The organism is Sporomusa sp., assembly GCF_035561155.1.
Classification (GTDB): Bacteria; Bacillota; Negativicutes; order Sporomusales; family Sporomusaceae; genus Sporomusa.
In genome coordinates this window covers 1-18,687 of the sequence record NZ_DATMYD010000055.1, presented here as the reverse complement: position 1 = coordinate 18,687, position 18,687 = coordinate 1, and the positions used below count along the sequence as shown (strand labels likewise).

Here is an 18,687-nt window from a genome sequence, read left to right as displayed (position 1 = left end):
ACTGCTGCCTCCCGTAGGAGTCTGGGCCGTGTCTCAGTCCCAGTGTGGCCGTTCATCCTCTCAGACCGGCTACTGATCGTCGCCTTGGTGAGCCATTACCTCACCAACTAGCTAATCAGACGCAGACCCATCTCTAAACGGTAGCTTTTATATAGAGGCCACCTTTCTTAACTCGGTCATGCAACCAAGTTACCACATTCGGTATTAGCACCACTTTCGCGGTGTTGTCCCCAGTTTAGAGGCAGGTTGTCTACGCGTTACTCACCCGTTCGCCACTAAGTATCCATAAATGAATACTCCGTTCGACTTGCATGTGTTAGGCACGCCGCCAGCGTTCGTCCTGAGCCAGGATCAAACTCTCCAATAAAAAACTTTTATTGAAGCCGTTTTATCGGCTCGTTTAAATCAAAAAAATTGTTTTTGTGTGCTACAAGTAGCACAACGCACATCTGGCATTTTATGATGCATTACTTTACATTGTTCAGTTTTCAGGGAACGAAGCACACGGATGTGCAAGTGTCACTGATGCGCCATGAATGGCACCTTTGTCCGCACCTCTGTTTTGAGGCCGTTCTTATATAATACCATGTTTACTTTTTCATGTCAACATAATATTATTAAGTTTTTTATGCTACCGTTTCGGGACAGCTTCTATATAGTATCATTGACCTCAAACTAAGTCAACTGTAACTTTTGGATAAAGAAGCTATCCTTAAACTTAAGCGCAAGAGCTAATGTACTCTTTGTAAAAAGTCATTCCCCGAGATATGCCTTGATCACTTCGGCATTATTTCGTAGATTCTCACTGGTATCATGCATAGTAATTTTGCCTGTTTTCAAAATGTAGCCTCGGTCAGCTACTTTCAGAGCCTTGTTGGCGTTTTGCTCTACCATAAGTACGGTAAGGCCTTCGCTATTGAGCTTTTTGACAATACTCAACGAGTGGTTTACCAGAATTGGCATTAACCCCATGGATATTTCATCAATTAAGAGCAGCTTGGGGCTTAACATCAGCGCCCTGGCAATTGCCAACATTTGTTGCTCGCCACCGCTCATAGTCTTGGCCAATTGGCTTTTCCGTTCCTTAAGCCTTGGAAAAAGCTCATACGACTTTTCGATATTGTCAGCAATCACCTTGTTATCACTGACACTGTATGCACCCATCTTGAGATTCTCTTCGACTGTCAAATCGGGAAATACCCTTCGCCCCTCCGGCACATAGCCAATCCCGATGCTGGCCCGCTCCCACGGCGGCAGTTGGGATATATCCTGACCGTTAAAGCTGATGCTGCCAGTCTTGGCCTTAACCAACCCCATGATGGTCTTCATGATTGTGCTTTTACCGGCGCCGTTAGCCCCTAATATGGTAACAAACTCGCCTGCCTGAACGTCAATTGCTACCTGTTCAAGCGCTTGGGACTGACCATAAAAAGTATTGATATTTTCTAATTTAAGCACAGTCATCGTCCTTTCCCAGATAGGCTTCAATTACATAAGGATTGCATTGAATTTCCTGTGGCAATCCCTCGGCAATCTTTTCCCCATAACTGATAACGACAACCCGGTCACTTACTGTCATGGCAATCGACATATTGTGCTCCACCAGCATGATCGTCGTTCCCTGGGCTTTGAGCTGATTGATAATTTCAATGAATTCATCTTCAGCATTGCTACTCAAACCAGCGCAAGGCTCATCCAACAGAACTAACAATGGCTCAAGCGCCAAGGCTCTGGCAATCTCCAGCCTGCGCATATAGCCAAGACTTAAATCCCCGGCGCGCCTGTCTTGCTGCGCAAGGATACCCACCTTATCGAGCAGCATTTCTGCTTTTTCTACATTGCCTTTGGTCCGGCTGCGCCCAAAAATGCCTGCTAACGAGCTGTATTCATTAAGACCCATGGCCATAATGATATTATCTAGTACCGTCATGTCTTTGCACGGATGAGATATTTGAAATGTCCTGGCTACCCTCCGCCTGGCAATCTCATGAGGTTTTAGCCCTTGAATCTCCTGTCCTTCCAGTAAAATTTTCCCCTCTGTAGGTGCGTAAACGCCGCACACGGTGTTAAAGAGGGTTGATTTACCAGCACCGTTAGGACCGATTACTGCTAAAGTTTCCCCTTTATATACATCAAAACTAACATCATTAACAGCTTTTAGGCCGCCAAAGTATTTTTTCAAGTTTAAAACCTGAAGCATTTTTTCCTTAGCGTTTACCATCTCCGGTTATCCTCCTCTGGCTGCTTAATCCAATCATCGAACCGGCTTTGTCAATACACGGCGATAGTTTCCTCCATACGAAGCTGTTTTCCCCAAGCAAACCCTCCGGCTGGAACCGCATCATTAGGACCAGCAAGCCACCGTAAAGCAGCATGCGATAATCTGAAATAAAGCGAAAAACCTCAGGCATAAGACCAAGGATAATGGCTCCAATAATCGCACCTCTAATAGTTCCCATCCCGCCAATTACGATCATAGATAAGATGGATATAGAGGTAATAAAAGCAAAGTCACTCGAGTAAATGAACCCCATGTAGTGAGCATACACCGCGCCTGTAGAGCCGGCGATAGCCGTCCCAATGGTAAATGCGATTATTTTAAACCGGTTAACATCTATCCCTAGCGAAGCGGCTGCCTCTTCATTGTTACGTATACCACTTAGAGCTAAGCCTAACCAGGAACTTTGGATTTTAACACAAAGCAGGCAAACAAGAATGATAAGCACAACAATCAATGCAAAAAAACCTACGTTGCCAAGCTCAGTACCCAATAGGACCGGTTTTTTGACCTCCAAGCCATAGGATGAGCCAAGATAAGGCGTATAGTGAAAAATGGCTACAGCCACAAAGTTAACCCCAATGGTGGTTACTGCTAAAAAATCATCTCTTACCCGCAAACTTATTAGTCCTAGCAGCACTCCCACGACACCAGCAGCAATGCCGGCTGCCGGCAGCGCCAGCCAAAAGCTGATACCAAGTTTAGACGTCATGACAGCGGCCGTGTATGCACCGATGCCAAAGAAAGCAGCATGCCCCATTGACGGTTGACCGGCATAGCCTGTAATAACGTTCAGACTGAGGGCTAGCAGAATAAAAATGCCAATATTAATGCCTACAACTAACTCGTACATGCCAACACCCTTTTCCTAAGTATTAGGCTTTTTTGCTTATCAGCCCTTCAGGCTTAACTAACAGAATAATAATTAACGCGACAAAAGCAATAGCGTCCCGAGGCAGGAAGAAGCCGATATAGCCTGCTACCAATGTCTCGACCAAACCAATTAACAACGCGGCAATAACAGTGCCTACCGGACTGCCCAAGCCGCCCAGAACAATTAAGGCCAGCATCTTATAGGCCGGGACATCACCCATTGTCGGAAATACCGAACTATATAGCATACCGACCATAATCCCTGCGGCAGCGGCGAAAGAATATCCTAAAAAGAAGTTTAGCGCAACAACTTTGTTAATGTTTACGCCCATGGCTTTGGCTATCTCCAAATCCTGAGCAGTCGCTCTCCATGCCAGACCAATTCGTGTACGGGTGAGAATATACCATAACAATGCCAGGAAGGCAGCCGCCAAGAGAATAATAAGTATCCACGTTGGGTTTACCGTCAGCCCCTCTGTTTTCCACGCTGAAAACGGTAGCTGAACCTTGAACTCCCGGATGCGAGGGCCGGCAATGAGTCGCAAAAGGTCCTGGATGAAGATAAATAGGCCAATACTCGCAATCAGCGGTACAATAGGGGGACGGTTTAGCATGGGGATATAGAGAAATTTCTGAACGGCTGTTCCAAAAAAACCGGTAAGTAAAATGGCGCCCAAAAAGGAAAGCACAATATTATCGGTTGCCATATACAGAAACAGTCCCGCATAGGCCCCGATAGCATAAGCACCGGCACTAGCTAAGTCCAAAATCCTCAGTATGCCGTATACCATGGCCGCCCCCATAGCTGTTAGTGCATACACTCCCCCGATGACCAAGCCATTTAATACTTGTTGCACTATCATAAATTCGAACTCCTTTTCTGAGTTTAGCGACGTTAAGTGGACTATTGGTATTAACGGGATAGAGGACGCGCCCCTACCCCGTTTGTTTTAAAGCTACTTATTCACTCACTCGCTAGGAGGGGTTATAATGTCTTCGTCGCTAATCTCACCAAAGTAGTGGAAGTCAGCGTCTTTAACAATCTGGACCTGAACAGACTTCTTAACCTCACCTATTTTGTTGTAGCCCTTAATAAGCCCAGTGACAGCCTCATAATCTTTTACTTCCGATAAACCTTGACGAATTTTGTCAGGCTCTGTTCCTTTGGCCTTCATTACGTTGGCTAACACCATAAATGCATCATACGTTGATGCAGCAACCATATCGGGTTTATGACCATATTTTTGATTGTAGCCTTTAATAAAGTCTTGTACAATCTTGCGGTCGCTGTCGCGGTTCATATTTGTGGTGATAATTACGCCATTGGCTGCGTCTTTGGCAACTCCGAGAAACTGCACAGTAGAGTCAGCACCTTCGGTGCCCAGTATTTTAGCAGTAATCCCAAGCTCTTTAGCTTGACGGACGATCTGCGAACATTCTGCAGCATAGCCTGGGATATAAATTAAGTCAGGGTTAAGCTGCTTGATTTTAGTCAGCACCGGGGTAAATTCTTTTTCGCCAGTAGAGAAAGAATCAACAGATACGATTTGTGCGCCTAGTTGTTGAGCCTTTTCTGTAAAACCGGCAGCTAACGTCTTACCAAAATCAATATCAACCTGCAAGATTGATATCCTCTTGGCTTTGAGCATATCTACCGCTACTTTAGCGCCCGCTTTGCCCTGAACCGGGCCTACGAAAGATTGACGGAACATATAGTTACCGGTTTTGGTGATATCAGGATGAAGAGCGTACGCAGAAATCATGGGAATTTTGGCATCTTGATAAATTTTTGCCGAAGCGCGGGTAGTACCGCTGTAGGAACCGCTGACAACAGCGACAACACCGTCTTTAGTCGTAAGTTTCTGAGCAATACTCACTGCCTGCTTGCTGTCTAATGCATCGTCATAGTTAACAAGTTCCACCTTACGTCCGTTAATACCGCCGCCATTATTAATGTTCTCAACAGCCAGTTTCGCGGAGTTGAGTACACTTTCTCCGTCAGCGGCTGCCGGCCCGGTTACAGGCGCAAAGAAACCAATTTTCACAGGCCCCTTGTTGTCGGACTGAGCACTTTGTGTGCCGCCGCACCCGGTTACCAACACTGCCAGACTGATAAGGAGTGCCAGCATCGTAAAAATACGTTTTTGGGTCATGTAATTTCCCCCTTTAAAGATTTCGGATGTTATATTTAAATATTATTGATAATTTTCGAAAAGCCTCTGTACACTTTTGTCAAAACTAGCACAGTTTTGACGAAATAAAAAAAGCTTAGGCCGGGTTACCCCATCCTAAGCCTTAATTAGCTTCTTTTACAGTTTTAATAACTCCCTGCCTATACTGCAGCGGGCTTTTACCTGTTACCAGTTTAAACACTCTGCTAAAGTAGTTCGGGTCTTGATACCCTACCTTGGCCGCAATCTCCGCTACTCCTTTGTCGGTAGATAAGAGTAATGCCTGAGCACGATTTACACGCACAGCCTTTAGGTAGTCTGTAAAACTCGTTCCCACAATCTCGCTAAAGGCTCTGCTTAGATAAGAAGAGCTCAGATATTCCCGCTTTGCCAGATCTTCCAATGATATATCAAGGTAATAGTTTTCGGCAATAAACTGTTTTGCATGGGTAATCGCCCTGACAATAGCTGCTTGTTGCTTTTCTTTAAGTAACGCGCACATCTCGTTAATAATATCTGGCAGCCAAGCCTTCATCTCAGTCAGGGTAGTCACCCTGCCGATTTCATCGCCTGACCTTATCTTGATATCCAGCAAAATATCAGGGTCGCCCCCTAGCTCCATAACGCCGCGGGATACTACTGTTAAAAGTTCCAGCACCCGCACCTTTAGTACATCAGGGTGCACACGCCTGCTGCCACCAATTGTATCAAGCATTTGGGCAGCGACAACTGCGGCAAACTGCCACTCCCCCTTGCGGACAGTATTTAGCAGCTTAGTTTCGTAATCAATAAATATTTGCTGACTTTCCCTATCTCCCCAGGAAACCTCACTATAATGGACAATTACGCCATCGCCTTGATAAAACTTATACTTTAATGCGGCACACGCCTCGAAATACGACTGTCGGATATTCTTAAATTCGTAACTTTGGCCGATTCCTAAACTAATACTATAATTCAGATTTTTTGACAAATGAGCTTTGATATGCCTGCCATATCTCTTAGCCATAGCCTTTGCATCTGCTTGGCTTTCCCGTAAATCAACCGGCAGCAGCAGAGCTACATCTCGTTCACCTGCTGTAATAGCAAAGATATTCTCTTGGCCAACTACCGTAATAATGCCCTCCACGTCCTGTTGAAGCATGCGTATTACCCGATTATAAATATCTTTCTGCTGCAACTTAATGATGGCATTGTCAAAACAGGCTATGCCATCATTATCAGCCTGAATAACGATAGCTACGGTAGGGAGTAATTGTATATTGAACACAGACAAGGACTCATCCATATCGGTGATAGCATTGCCAAATATAGCTTCAAAAGCAAGCTCTCGCCTGACAGCCTCTCTAATCAGCTGCCAGTGTTTACTCGATATTATCGTCTTACTTAAGCTCCACAGATCAACATCAATCATTATATCTACCTGCAGCTTTGCTTAGTTTTGCTGGCGAAGAAAGCGGGACTAACTACTAATTGGCTATTTAGACAATATATTCCTTCTTACGACATATCTGTTGTGGAAAGTATTCCAAGTGGTGATGAAGAGACGTTAGCCTCCTGAATTGACCCCAAAAAGTTGGACAAAATTTTTTAGGAGCTTTTCATTAGATTAGTGCATTTCGTAAATCGTTTGGTGTAATATCGTCAGGTATGACTGCGGGCAGTACCGTAAACTCTCCAGCTCTGATTACTCTTGTAACTGTTTCTGAGCAGTTCGCGGTTATACTGTTGCCTGGCAGCTGTTTTCCCGTAAGATCATATATTCCGCCTCTGATGCAATCGGTATAGCCATACGGTGTACCAATCAGTCTTATAGCCTCAGCTTCGGCTTCGACCATATTTGGAATATCTATTTCGATGAACTCCGCACTTGGATTATTATCGTACTTGCCGGCAGCATGAAGCCATACGCCGGGATATTTGTCGCCTTCGTCCGGCATACCTAACGCCTCAAGCGTACCGCCTAAAATTTTTATGGCCGTGTGACAAAAATCACCGTGACTAACCTCGGCAATGACTCGGTCAACTAATTGCGTGTTATCACCCCGGACAAAAATTACGGTTACTTTCATTATATTTTTTCTTTCAGCTTGGAAGCCAAATTTTTGATCTCGGCCAGGACGACAACTGACATAGCTTCAAGTGCCGCTATTTCGATTCTGTCTCTGGCGGCAACAGAGAATTTATTTGTGGATTTTATCTCTACTCTTAGTCTTGCAATTTCATCAGTAACCCAATTAGTGACAGAGGTGGTTCCGCTGGTTTCGGCAACGTTAATAGCTGTAACAGCAGTAGCAGACAAGGCATCGGAAACGGTTTCCGTAGCAGCAACCGCATTGGTTATGATTTGATTGGAAGTAGTATCAGTGGCCGTAGTGGCGCTCTCGGTGGTAGTTGCGGCAGTAGCCTCAATTGTGATGCTGGTATCAATGTCTGACATAGTAGTAAACACTCCTTTAATTTTTTTTATCATTTTTTTAGCCAGGCTTATAATCAGACCTGGCGTTATCTCGCTCTTAATTGCGTTTAAAATAGCTTCTTTTGCTACGGGCGCGATCTGTTGGATGATCGGCACTATTTTATCAGTAATACTCATGGCAATCTCTCCGAGTAAAAGTTGGCCTTTCCGCGAAGTATATTCCCGCCTGTACCGGGCTTATCGCCAGTTTTGAGAAACCATAAATCCCATCTTTCACAGGTTGTTTTTGGTCCGTAATCGTCCTGATCGGCAGCCTCGGCATGTGTCATAACCCACTCGGAATCAATAATTAAGTCCAAGGCCTTGCACAAAACAGCAATTACTTGCGCCATTGCCTCAATCTGCAGGCCGGTAGGCGACTCCTTGCCTAAATCATTGGTGTTGGCTCCAGCGCAACACAGCAGCGCAATTCCAATTGCTCCGCTATTGCGGTGCCAGGTATGGGCTTTTAGCTCTGCCAAATCGGTTGTACTGACGTATACGCTGCCGTCACTGTCGATATTGATATGGTAGTCATCCCAAAATTGATTGTAATGCCCGGCGCTCCAATGCAGATAAAGCTTAACATCCCGGTCTAATGCTTTTGCATTTTTCCAAAGATTGCTTTTTGCCGCTAAAGCCAGTTCTTTTAACTCAGCTAATATTACTTTTTTCAATTATTTCACTCCTTTCACTTGATTACTCCAGCTCTTTGAGCAACATAAAACAGCATCGAAGTAATAGCACCAAGTGCACCCCAAAGCGCCGTAATATGAAACCATTGGCTATGAAGTCTTTCCCTAAATTTAGGGGTGTTTTGACAGTGTTCACATTGGCCGTCTAGTTTTTTTTCAATGTTTATGAATTTTTCATTAAAATGTTCTTTTAGGTTTTCGATTCTTTCTACTATTACATTAACGCCTGGCTCACCCACTTCTGCACCCCCAATTAATAAACAAAAAAACCGCAAAAAAAGATGACCCCGAACCAGTATCGGGATCATCTCATAGCGGCCTAAGGAACGGTCTTTTTCACTATCCTAATTTAGTGTACCAGTTCACGGCATAGTTCTCTCGGCCTATTCATTTTAGTTAGTTCCATGAAATTGCTTCGACTTCTGCGACTGTGGTACAAGCCTCAATCTGCTCTTTTAAAGCACGATATTTTTCATGCAGTTCATTAGCATGTTGAGCGAGTGCTATTGGAAGCCCTACAAATTCTGCCGCTGTCATTGTGATTGTACTATTGTCAGCCAGAGTCCAGTTAAAGGATAAACTCTGATTGTTTGCTATAGCAACTTGAGCAGCCAAGACAGCAACGGAAATCCTTTGAACGGATTTTGGGTCAGAATCAAAAACTTTTCCAAGATAGGTAAATCCAGATTGCTCCAATGTATCACGTTTAGTTTTCATTTCAGCAATCTTGGAAGTTTTAGCTCCGTCAAGCGTAATTACGTTAGGTTCACTAAAAGTACCAGTTGAAACGTCATAGTCCCAACCTTCTTTGACTCCGGTATTGCTGGTTATATCAACCAATACGATTTCTTGGGAGAATCTATGGGAGTATATTTCTTCAAGAGTTTCATTACTTTCAAAAATCCAGTGGGCTTTATTATTTAAAATCTGAGCGTATCTCATTTTTACCTCCTACCATTCCACAAGGACAAAACCAGCAGTTCCTGCATTACCCGCTTTGGCATATCCTCCACCTCCACCAGCACCATAACCAGTTGGAGTACCTGGATTAGCTTCTTCTGAACTACCTGAAACAGTTTGTGCTCCAGAACCAAACATGCTGTCACCACCCTTTGCACTTAGAATGGCTCCAGTATAAGGAATTTTTACTTTTTCTCCAGGCTGTCCACCAAAACCACCACTTGCACCTACATAAGAACCAAACGAAACCCCAGAACCACCACCACCACCAGCACAAGATAGTAATGCACCAAAAGAACTAGCCCCACCAGTTCCAGCAATGGCATTTCCTGCGCCTAAACCACCTCCGCCAACAGTAACATTATAGATTGTTCCTGGTGTGACAGTGAGTTGAGTAGCTAAAGCACATGCTGCACCTCCACCAGCAGTACCACTGGCACCTCCACCACCACCGCCACACATAGTAACCCAAACGGTTGTAATGCCAGCGGGTACAGTGAAAGTACCAGAGGAAGTGAATAATTGTTTGCCAGAAGGAGATACTATATTATCCAATGCGCTCTTAAGTGTTGCCAAAGGTATTGGCCTAGCATAATTGTCCACACCTGATCCAACAGCATTCTGCCCAAGAATATAAGCGCATGTACCACCAGTAGTTGTTGTGTATTCGCTGCGGAATAATCTTGCTACAAGGTCACCGCTCGTGTCACGGATAGCAACAGTTGACGCTGTATTAGTAAGTGCCGGGGAATAACCACCTACTTTAATGGAGTTTGCTGCAGTCCCTGTACTTGACACAGCATCAGTAATACCGTAGCCAGCAAGTGTAGTTGGGTTCGTACCTGCCGTTACACGTCCTTTTGCGTCTACAGTAACAGACTTATACGTACCTGCAGTGGCCCCGCTTAATCCAAGCGTAAGCGGAATCGTAATATTGTTAGAACCGTTAAAGCTTGTTGCCGTTCCGGTTGCATCCCCTGATATGCCTATGGTTCTGGCGGTAGCTAGTGTAGTTGCTGTCGCAGCGTTCCCAGTACAGGTCGTTGCGGTTGTGGCTGCTGGTACCGTACCAGTGACAGCTATCGTAACCTTATCATTGGTTGAGTCTGCGGTTAATGCAATATTGGTTCCTGCTGCAAGCTCCAAAGTATCCGTTTCCGCGTCTGCTGCTATTGTGGTACTTCCCACTAAAACATTGCCGAAAGCCGATTGATTCACCTCGGCCCCGGTAGCGATCCCGTTTAGCTTAGTAACCATTGTCGGAGTCATAAATCCTGCTGCGCTAGTTGTTGCATCTGAGTGAGTATGGCCATTACTTGTTACTGCGATTGTCACAGCGTCATTTGTTGCATCGCCTGTTAGCGTTATCCCTGTGCCACCAATCAGCGTTAGGGTATCGGATGCTAAATCTGCTGCAACAGTAACCCCATTTGCTACCACATTTGCGAAAGCCGATTGATTGACCTGGGCTCCAGTGGCCACGCCATTGAGCTTTGTAGCCATAGCTGCGGTCATAAAGCCAGCAGCAGAAGTTGTAGCGTCAGAATGAGTATGACCATTACTTGTTACAGCTATTGTCACAGCGTCGTTAGTGGCATCACCTGTTAAAGTTATGCCCGAGCCAGCCGTCAAAGTCAGTGTATCGGTTTTCGCGTCTGCTGCTATAGTGGTACTTCCAACAACCAAGTTTGAAAAAGCACTTTGATTTACTTCAGCTCCGCTGGCTATACCTGAGAGTTTAGTATAGTCAGTATTTGACATTAATCCATTAGACGAGCTTGTAGCAACGGTATGAGTATGGCTGGCTGGTGCAAAAGCACTCGCTAAGTTCCCACCTAGATATTGAGCGTTTAAATTTGTGCATAATGTGCCGTTAGATACTGGAATATTGCCTGTTGCGTTGCCAACCGCCAAGTCCATTACCTTAGCGGCATTTACAATTTTATCTTCTTTTAAAGCCCTGTCTTTTTCGTTAGTGACAGACGGTATATCAGAGATATATACGTCGTCTGACATTTCGCTATATGCCATATACAAAATCGCCCCTTTTTTTAAAATAAAGATTGCAGGAAATTCCCACACTCTCAGTAAACTAATATCCGATTGCTTGCCATGAGATTTTACCGCCAACATCGACATTTGACATATTAAGCACCTGAACCACAAAACTATCCTTATTTACTGTGGTTATTTCGGCTCGTATTCCTGCTCCAATCGCATGAGCAATAACGGCAGGGTACTCCCAATAAGTATTATTGTAGGAAATAGTTAAACCGCCTACGGGTATTGTGGCGGTTCCTGTTTTGGTTGTGTCAGGCACATCAATATTAATATTGAGTTTATTTACTTCCGGCGTTTTGGTTACGTCCGTAGTAGTCAAAACTACCCTGAACATTACATACCTAAACGTAGCTAAAACTGGCTTAAAGTCTAACCAATCAGTATAGGTTGTGCCATCTTGGCTGGTACAGTATTGTAGTTTTGCATTACCTCCAACACCAATGCCATCAACAACGGATAAATTGTTAGTTGGATAAAACACAGTAGCAATATTAGCGGTAATAACTTGCCCAACGTCTTTAGTCTTGCATAAGTAAGTACCGGAAGGATAATAGGTACCAAACGCGTTATAAATACTTCCCGGCTCTACCTTCCAGCCGTCTAGGTAATAGGTAGTATCCTGGTTTAGGTTGTATAACCCAGTGAGACTCATTTTACCTGCCGTTGCCTGTGTTTTTGCTGCAGTGATTAAATACCATCCGTTCGCAAGACTTGTAATGGTGGGATTGCTTATAAGTGTATTTCCTCCATTTACACTATATAGGTAGACTCCCACACCAGATATAGCCCCACCATCAGACCTTCTAACAACGAAAGATGCCGTCCATTCTGTTGACGTAGTAGTATCAAATGCCTGACAATACACATTCCTCGTACCAGCAGAATAGGTGATCTTTAGTGACTTACTGCCGTAGTAAGCATATTCTGTAGACCAAGTTATTGTTTTACCAGTAGCATCAGAGCCTATAGTACCACTCTCGCTGTCTATCGTACAAACATTTGGACGCTGCTTGAGTTTTAGTACCGTTTGACCGCCAACCTCAGACGCTTTCGTATTCGGATAATCGCTTGCTTTACCGCCTAAATTGCTCGCATTGATTAGGCTAGTCTTAAACTCGGTATTCGTATGTGTTCCGCTTTGTAGTGAAATTTCGTCATAAGATAGAATAACATTCTTGGGTGGCAAGTTTTTGACAGTGATACTAGCTGTGGTTGATGATTGGCTATAATTTCCACACCGATTAATCGCTTTGATATGGAATTTATATTCCCGCTCGGTATCCGTTTTTGTTTCGTAATTCGTTACCGTTGTACCGTCAGTGATTAGAGTCCCGCTGTCATAGCTCGCGCCCTCAGTAATCCGATAACCTACTACGTCAGCGTCAGAAGATTTATCCCAGGCTAATGCAACATACTCCCCATTTTGAATAACTTGGAAACCTGTTACGCTTGACGGTTCTAAAGTAACATAATAATGAGTAAATATTTCGTCTGAGTAAAACCCTGCAGTATTCTTAGATTTCAGCATCAACTTATAATCACCGCTAGACGTAGGGTTAAATGTAAGAGTGTTTTCTTTAGTTGTTTTTATAATCGAAGCAGTTTCCCAGGTGTCGCCAATACGCAGCTCATTTTCATAAAAGTCGTATTCTCCATTGCCAGTCCAGCTAACAAATATATTGCTTCTCTCTGTTGAGTCTTGGGTAACGGTTAGGCCGCTTGGCGCTGTTGGATTAAGATTAAAAACTATAGAAGGAGTAGAAACAGCATTTTGACTATATTTACCTGCAAGATTAACGGCCTTAATCCAGAACGTAACCCTGCTCTCGGTATTGATAGTTGTAGTATAAGTAGTACCTGTTAGCCTCGTTTCTAATACCGTACCTGAGTCCCACGTTGAACCCTGTCGTAACTCTACATAACTAACGTCTAATTCCGAAGGTTTATCCCAAACTAAGATTAACTTACTTCGATCTAACAAAGATTGGCTAACAGCAAAACCAGTAATATCCTGCGGTTCAACAGTTGCTGCAATCGTAAAGTAAGTCGCGGTTGAGTAATATCCACCTACAGTCTTGCTTCTGATAGCAATTGTATAAGTCCCGCTACTAGAAACGGAATATTGATACTCGTTATTTTTAGTGGTTACTGTTGTAGAGTTAATAACTAATTCAAAAGTGTAGAAATCGCTATCCGTTGAAGCGTCCCAGGATATATCAATCTTGGTTTTATCCTGGCTATTTTGGGTAGCTACTAAGTTTGTCACTACCGAAGGTTTGAGGGAAATTGCTGTTATTACTTTTGCTTCCGCAACAGAGTATTTTCCCGCCTTATTCACAGCTTTTAGTAAATAAGTTTCGGTTCCTTCTGCACTCGCCGTTAAGCTATAGCTGTTTGTCGTGATGTTGCTTTGGATTGGCGTCGCGGTATCCCAATTCACGCCTTTTTTCAGCACATAGTAGGCATGGTCGCTATCTGTTGAAGCATTCCAGACAAAGTTCACTATTCGCCTGTCTAGCGAATTTTGAGTAACCGCAAAACCCGTAACGTCACTCGGATTGATGGTTACAGTAGCAGTTAAAACTAAAGCACTAGAATAATACCCGCCAACACTTTTTGTCTTAATCAAAAATGTGTAAGTCCCATCAGACGGCGCAGTGTAAGTAATCTTAGACTCTTTGGTCGGGGTTAACGTGGTAGCAGTTGACCAATTAGTTCCCACTTTGACCTGATATTCTAAGAAATCGGCGTCCGAAACAGGGGTCCAGGAGACAATTAAATTAGCCTTGTTTGTAAAGTCTTGATAAGCCGAAGCACCCGAAGGAATTGAGGGGATTAATATAATGTCAGCCTCAACGTAGGCATAACCCTGACTGTAAAAACCTGCGGTGTTTTTCGCCTTTATCATAAAGTTCAGAGTACCGGATATCGTTGTAATATAGTCAAAGTAGTTTGTCTGTATGTCTTTTCCTACCAATTGACTGTTTGTCCAATCAACGCCGCGACGAATCTCGTAGGTTGTGTTTGCTACAGCGTCCCAGTTAAATTTTAATACCCGCCTGTCAGTATCAAGCTGCGTAACGGTAAAGTTGGTAATATCGTCTGGTTCCACGGAAACAGAAACAGGAATATTTAGTACGTTAGAATAATACCCAGCAAAGTTCTTTGACCGGACCATAATTTTGTAATCCGTACTAACGGTAAAAGTATACTTTACTGAAGTCTCTTTAGTGGTTTTATAATCCGTTCCAGTTGACCAGTCAGTTCCAATTTTGATCTCGTAAAATTCCAGGTCTTTATCTGAAATTTTGTCCCAGGAAATTGTCAATATGCTTGGATTAGTTGCGCTTGCTTCGTATCTACCGTTAGTGGGTGCATTAGGTTTTAGCGTAGTCGTATCACTAAAATTAGCTGGATTAGTCGAGTAGTTGCCTGCGTTATTTACCGCTTTAATCATAAACGTTTGGCTGCCCTCGGTTGTGAGCTGGTGCAAATAACTGATCGCCTTGAGCTGTGTAGCAATAACTGTTCCTGTATCCCAGCCATCGTTTCCTGTACGAATCTCATAATAGGCAATATCAGTTTCACTGTTTGCAGCCCATGACAACAGTAATTTGCTCCGGTCCGTCTCTTGAATGGCAACAGAAAAACGGGCCACCTCTGCCGGTTCTACGGTAATACTTATGGATTTTGTCGCCGGTATCTCTGATGGATTGCCGCTATTGTCTATGGCCCGGACGCTAAAATTATGGTCACGGCTTTGAGTCGCGGTATAGATATACTGCGTGTCTGATATCGGCGTGGGCGTTAGGACTGTGCTTCCTTCCATCAGTTGGTAGCCACGAAGGTCGATATCGGGGACGGCAGGCCACGTGAGGGTTATTTTTGTGCAGTCGCTCGGGCTTATATTAGCAGACAGACCGGCCACGCCAGAGGGGGGAGTGTCTTTGCCGGTAACATATACCGGAAAGGATACAACCCCATTTGAGACAACACCAACATAACTAATAGTACAAACCTTTACTAAATAGGCAGTTTGGGTTTTAACGCCGATAATTTGGGTACTGAGTGCTGTTAGGCCGGTTGCCCATTCGCTCCAGGTCTGCCCGTTGTCGCTGCTGTACAAAACTTTATAACCGCTAACCAGTTTATCGCGCGGAATGCTCCAAGCGACATTCAGATTGGAAACCATCGTGCCGTCTTTTTGCCGGTAAGTTTCTTCAGCCACACTTACACTGCTGACTTCGGTTGTTGTCTCAAGCGCACTGTAGTTAACTTCCGGTATATCTGTTGCCTCCGTGTAGACTTCTTCAATATATTCGATACAGGAAATTTTGCGCCGTAAATCCTGATCCCGGCTGATGCTGAGCACCCGGAACGGCTTGACCACTTTGCTGGTTTCGCCAAAACTGTATAGGTCCCATTTCTGCGGCACACGGGACAGCGGGCTGGTCAGCGTCACAGTATCGGTGCTGATTTCGTTCACCACCCCCTGTACACCGACGGTGACAATGCTTTGGGCGTCCTGGGCAGTTGTTGCCGCCGGGTTGGTAATCTGCACCGCGACCGCATAGAATTTGCCTGGCTCCAATGTTACCTCGCGGTCCAGCTGAAGGGTCGTGGCCGTTGCGGCCAGTAGCCGTCCGGAATACCCCCACTGCGGCACATCATGCGCCAGCAGAACCACATCGTTAATCTGACAGGCGATTGCATCAATATCCGCGCTGTGCTCCACCGTCCGCTGCAGGTATTGATTGAGTCGCAGCCGGTATTTGCCTTCCCGGTAAGCCTGGTCAACGGTGGTTGCACCGTCAAGGGTAATTTGGGTGATGTTCGGCTCGGTCGTACTGTCATAGTCGTCGGCGTAAGCCGTGATCACTTCCTTCTGATAGGCTTTGTCCTTGTTGGCAAAGGTGATTTCTATCGCGTTGGCCCGATCCTTCAGTCCCACGAAGCTTTCTTTGAATTTATCGGTGAGAATATTGCCGACTGTAAATAGCTGCACCGGTTCTCCAGGAGCATCACAGACACACCCGTACCGGGTTCCCCGCATAATCACCTTGCCGCGGCCGACACCTTCCGGTTTCTGCAGAGCGGTCCAGAGATCGGTCGCTGTATTGAAGATATAGTTGAATGTCAGGTTACGACTATCACAAAATGCCGCCCAACGGGCGAAATCCTGATAGACTGCCCGCGAAGCCGGAGTACCCTTGACAACAAATTCCAGATTGCCGGTATGGATGTTTTTGATTTGCCGGCAGCGATGGATCATGTCGTAAGCAGCCCACGCCGGATTGGTAGCCGACTTTTGCTCGTACCGACCGGAATCGGCATTCCATACCCAAACCTTGTTTCTGGTTTGCAGCCAGGTTATGTTTGGCATGCCCCCGCTCAGCTGGTTGGTTGCCAGTGCCTTGACGCCGATAAGCACCTTGCCGGGACGGGCAAAATCGTCATAGATAATGTTCGATAACTGCGTCCAAAAAACGCGGGTGGAGTAGCGGTTATTCGTACCGCTTTTGGCTATGCACTTAACGCGCACCTCATATTGGGCGGCAGGGAGGTTATCCACGCGGTAAGTGCGGAAGAAAGAAGTATTCTTCGCTGCCGAAATATCTAAGCTAGTATCTGTTCCGTCGGTGAAATTACTCCAATTGGAGTCCCCAACCTTATTGTACTGCGCTTGCATGGTGACCGACGCGTTTCCTAAGCCGCCGTTATCTTTGGCGTAGTATAAGCCGGAGGGAAACCCCAGTGTGATTTCCAGGCCTTCCACCGCGTTCCCCTCGGTTTGATGCGTGGTCCAGGTATCGTCTTTGTTAATTTCATAGGCTAAGGCCTGATCAACATAGGTGTCGTTAAAATTGGCGATCGCCGTCTGGTCATTGGTGCCTAACCGGATTTCGGGATCATCAATGTCTTTATAGTAGGAAATCGGGTTATCGTTTATCCTGATATCGCTGATACTGTCAACCGTCCCTTCGCCGCCGCACAACAGGATATTCAGGTACTGCTTGTCGCCATCGCTCGACACGTGCTGGGCAAGTACCTGCCCGGCCGTCCGCATGGTGCCGTACGTTACGGCCAGAGGATTGCCCTGATCGGTCAGCGGTTGGGCATTGCTCCAGTTGTAGGACGGATTGACTTCATATGTCTTCCGGTCGGCTTTAGCCGCCGGAAACCAGTGATTGATGAGGGTGCCGCCGACCGCGGTGACAGCCCCGGCGGCCATGCGGGCCCAGAAATTAGCAGCACTTCCAAATACTCCATTCACTCCCCCCCAGTTGCTAGCCCAAGAACTTGACCAACCAGTCACTGCGGCACCCAATGCCAGCATGCCGATAGCCCGGAACCAGTCTTTGCCGCTTTTGCCGACAACCGGACAGACGGCGATCCAGTCATCATCATTGACAAGCTGCTCTACATTTTCAACGACATTACCGCCAATGCTGACAACAAATTGATCCAGCCCCATGATGTAGGGTTGAACATATTCATAGGCCGTTTTGCCGGGAATATGCTCGCAGGTATGAATTTCCTTATCGGTATGGTTGAACGGGTTTTTCAATACAGTTATTGTGATCATTGTATCACCTCCGGTACATAGAATCCTTCGATGCGTTTTGCCCATGCAGGACTGTCGATGCGATCGATGTTTACGCCAATACTCTTGCGTGTATGTATAAACCGGCCCTGGCCGATATATACCCCCGTATGGTCACAGTAAACAGTAAACCGGATTACGACAAGCGCAGGAACAGGGATTTCTTTTTCACATCTGCGCCAACATGCTTGTTGATCCTTCACTTCGCTGTGAATCCGGCTGGCATCTTCACAAGATATTTTGTAGTCAGGCAGGTTGATCCCATATCGCCTGAAGACTTCCGCGGACAGTCCCCAACAGTCGAGACCTACGGCTGGATCACGCCCTCCGTCGATAAAGGGCAGGCCAATCAGATCGTCAAGTTTTATATTCATACTACCCCCAAATAAAAAATCGCCCATAGGCGACTAGCGCAAGGCGACTTCTTCTCTACCATTTATCCATTATTACGCGTACAGCCCGCCTTCCGGTATGCTGGGCTCACCTCCGTATCGTACCGAATTGCCCCGGACGCGACAGGAGTGCAGTGTACCGTCGCACGCCGGCAATAATCCGGCATACCCGCACTCAATTCCCTTATATTGATC

At 45.4% G+C, this 18,687-nt stretch carries 14 protein-coding genes and 1 rRNA gene; all 15 read right to left on the bottom strand.

Annotation, left to right across the window (positions count from 1 at the left end):
• Positions 1–367, bottom strand: a 16S ribosomal RNA gene (locus VN447_RS06665); the annotation flags it as partial.
• 386 nt (positions 368–753) lie between these two features.
• Positions 754–1,458: an ABC transporter ATP-binding protein gene (locus VN447_RS06660; protein WP_325524093.1), complete on the bottom strand. Its 705-nt coding sequence runs from the start codon at positions 1,456–1,458 to the stop codon at positions 754–756.
• Positions 1,451–2,221, bottom strand: a complete 771-nt coding sequence (locus tag VN447_RS06655; protein WP_325524091.1) for an ABC transporter ATP-binding protein — start codon at positions 2,219–2,221, stop codon at positions 1,451–1,453. The genes VN447_RS06660 and VN447_RS06655 overlap by 8 nt, the downstream gene beginning before the upstream one ends.
• Complete coding sequence (locus VN447_RS06650; RefSeq protein ID WP_325524089.1) at positions 2,208–3,131, bottom strand: branched-chain amino acid ABC transporter permease; 924 nt, start codon at positions 3,129–3,131, stop codon at positions 2,208–2,210. Before VN447_RS06650 ends, VN447_RS06655 begins: the two co-directional genes overlap by 14 nt.
• Before the next feature lie 22 nt (positions 3,132–3,153).
• Positions 3,154–4,014, bottom strand: coding sequence for a branched-chain amino acid ABC transporter permease (locus VN447_RS06645; RefSeq protein WP_325524087.1), 861 nt, complete (start codon positions 4,012–4,014; stop codon positions 3,154–3,156).
• A gap of 105 nt (positions 4,015–4,119) precedes the next feature.
• A complete protein-coding gene (locus tag VN447_RS06640; protein WP_325524085.1) occupies positions 4,120–5,304 on the bottom strand; it encodes an ABC transporter substrate-binding protein in 1,185 nt (394 codons plus the stop codon).
• Between the two features lie 142 nt (positions 5,305–5,446).
• Positions 5,447–6,736, bottom strand: a complete 1,290-nt coding sequence (locus tag VN447_RS06635; protein WP_325524084.1) for a helix-turn-helix domain-containing protein — start codon at positions 6,734–6,736, stop codon at positions 5,447–5,449.
• A gap of 190 nt (positions 6,737–6,926) precedes the next feature.
• Positions 6,927–7,394, bottom strand: a complete 468-nt coding sequence (locus VN447_RS06630; RefSeq protein ID WP_325524082.1) for a hypothetical protein — start codon at positions 7,392–7,394, stop codon at positions 6,927–6,929.
• A complete protein-coding gene (locus VN447_RS06625) occupies positions 7,394–7,918 on the bottom strand; it encodes a hypothetical protein (RefSeq protein ID WP_325524080.1) in 525 nt (174 codons plus the stop codon). Before VN447_RS06625 ends, VN447_RS06630 begins: the two co-directional genes overlap by 1 nt.
• Positions 7,915–8,457, bottom strand: coding sequence for a peptidoglycan recognition protein family protein (locus tag VN447_RS06620; protein WP_325524078.1), 543 nt, complete (start codon positions 8,455–8,457; stop codon positions 7,915–7,917). Before VN447_RS06620 ends, VN447_RS06625 begins: the two co-directional genes overlap by 4 nt.
• A gap of 14 nt (positions 8,458–8,471) precedes the next feature.
• Positions 8,472–8,714, bottom strand: a complete 243-nt coding sequence (locus tag VN447_RS06615; RefSeq protein WP_325524076.1) for a hypothetical protein — start codon at positions 8,712–8,714, stop codon at positions 8,472–8,474.
• Positions 8,715–8,871: 157 nt separating this feature from the next.
• Positions 8,872–9,417: a DUF4376 domain-containing protein gene (locus VN447_RS06610; RefSeq protein ID WP_325524074.1), complete on the bottom strand. Its 546-nt coding sequence runs from the start codon at positions 9,415–9,417 to the stop codon at positions 8,872–8,874.
• A 9-nt stretch (positions 9,418–9,426) separates the two neighbouring features.
• Positions 9,427–11,466 (bottom strand): beta strand repeat-containing protein, encoded by a 2,040-nt coding sequence (locus VN447_RS06605; protein WP_325524072.1) that lies wholly within the window; start codon positions 11,464–11,466, stop codon positions 9,427–9,429.
• 61 nt (positions 11,467–11,527) lie between these two features.
• On the bottom strand, positions 11,528–18,082 hold the full coding sequence (locus VN447_RS06600; RefSeq protein ID WP_325524070.1) for a host specificity factor TipJ family phage tail protein: 6,555 nt from the start codon (positions 18,080–18,082) through the stop codon (positions 11,528–11,530).
• Positions 18,079–18,474: a C40 family peptidase gene (locus VN447_RS06595; RefSeq protein WP_325524068.1), complete on the bottom strand. Its 396-nt coding sequence runs from the start codon at positions 18,472–18,474 to the stop codon at positions 18,079–18,081. The genes VN447_RS06600 and VN447_RS06595 overlap by 4 nt, the downstream gene beginning before the upstream one ends.
• Positions 18,475–18,687 lie beyond the last annotated feature (213 nt).